The organism is Endozoicomonas sp. SESOKO2 (assembly GCF_024606245.1).
GTDB lineage: Bacteria > Pseudomonadota > Gammaproteobacteria > Pseudomonadales > Endozoicomonadaceae > Endozoicomonas_A.
Genome location: NZ_JAHHPQ010000590.1, coordinates 1 through 1,491 on the forward strand (window position 1 = coordinate 1; position 1,491 = coordinate 1,491).

Annotated in this window: 2 protein-coding genes; both read right to left on the minus strand. The window is 50.0% G+C overall.

Features of this window, described 5'->3' with window-relative positions; genetic code table 11:
• A partial coding sequence (locus tag KDK17_RS14230) for a TonB-dependent receptor plug domain-containing protein (protein ID WP_257288341.1) occupies positions 1 to 336 on the minus strand: 336 nt, incomplete at its 3' end.
• 22 nt (positions 337 to 358) lie between these two features.
• Complete coding sequence (locus KDK17_RS14235; protein ID WP_257255548.1) at positions 359 to 1,402, minus strand: endonuclease/exonuclease/phosphatase family protein; 1,044 nt, start codon at positions 1,400 to 1,402, stop codon at positions 359 to 361.
• Positions 1,403 to 1,491 lie beyond the last annotated feature (89 nt).

Sequence of the window (1,491 nt, forward strand, 5' to 3'; positions counted from 1 at the left end):
GTCCACGGTAATCTTGACACGGTTAGCATCCATCCCACGAATGTTGAAGCTACCCGCACCGGTTCGGCCATCATTATTGACTGTAACTCCCGGTTCATATCGCACAAGATCATCAATGTCATTCACCATTCTCTTTTCGATGTCATCTGCCGAGGTGACATCTACACTGCTGGCGACTGAGTCCAGATTATTCTCGGTTAGGGTAGCGGATACAGTGACTTGATCCAGCAGAGTGGGTTGTGTAGACGGCAGAACTTCTTCCGCCTTTGCTGTGGCGGTAGCGACTGCCATGACAGTCAGGGCCAGATGTGTTTTTTGAATCACGGGTAGGCTCATTGTTTTGCAACCTGAAAATGAATCAGTTCTTCTGCAATCTGAACTCTGCCACCACAGGCAAGTGGTCCGAGAGCGCCTCAGCTTTTTGAACCACTCTGGCTTTCACCAGATCCAGTTTTGCTGAATGAAACAGATAATCCAGCGTCCTGTCCAGGCCCAGTTCCGGACGGGTTTTATTAGTGAACCATAGACGTTTTTCTTCTCCTGAAGCCTGCTTGGGCGAGGGAACAACCGGATACTTGTCAGTCAGCACCGATAACTCTGAGTGTTTCTGGTACCAGAACTGCTCGGAGTCATTGAGGTGTTCATATTGCCCTGGAGGAATCAAATTGAAATCGCCTCCGGTAACCCAGAGAGAGCTGGCTCCTATCTGGCCCAGCCGTTTATCCAATTGCTCTACCTGCCTTTGCATAATATCCAGACCCTGGGCAAAAGCATCCAGATGAGTGTTAATTACGGTCAGAGACTCAGCCCCCAGATTGATTCTGGTCTCCAGCAGGGCCCGGCGGGTGGTCAGGGGAAAAAGGGACTGATCAGGTATGGCAGGCAGGTCATGCCTCACAGTACTTTCAATCGCAAACCGGGAAAAGGTCAGCAGGTTAAGTCCACCCGGCTCTTTTCGGATATTCGTTGAGGCTCTTCCTTTCAGATAGCTATAGCCGGTGTAAGTACTGCAATGAAACCGGGCAGGCAGGGCATCTTTAAACCACTGGATCTGGTTCATCCTGACTCTGGGGTCCACGTCGACTTCCTGAAGCAGAAGGACATCGGGATTTTCTTCTTCAATGAGGTCTGTTATCTGCTGAAAAACAGACAATTGTTTATCAAGAGTCAGAGCTTCGCGTTTCTTTGGAGCGGTCCACAGTTCATAAATTCCCCCGGCCAGAAACTGAACATTCCAGGTCATCACCTTGATAGATTGGCCGGCTTCCAGCTTTTCCGGTGTTCCGGAGCATTGAACAGAAGGCTTGGCAAAAACAGAGCCGGTTCCCAGCCCCAGCTTAAGTAACACAGTGGTCCAGAATAACCACGAATGAAAAAAAGAGGTCTTCGAAAATGAAGGCATAGCGACGCCCTGAATGGATAAACGTCAGGTCAGCAGGAGCCTGCTCTCAATCAGCCCCGGATTGCCGACCATGGATACCCAGTATAGAT

Bases quoted from the DNA above. Each gene is read 5' to 3' on its own strand.
- KDK17_RS14235 (WP_257255548.1), bottom strand. From the start codon at position 1,402: ATGCCTTCATTTTCGAAGACCTCTTTTTTTCATTCGTGGTTATTCTGG.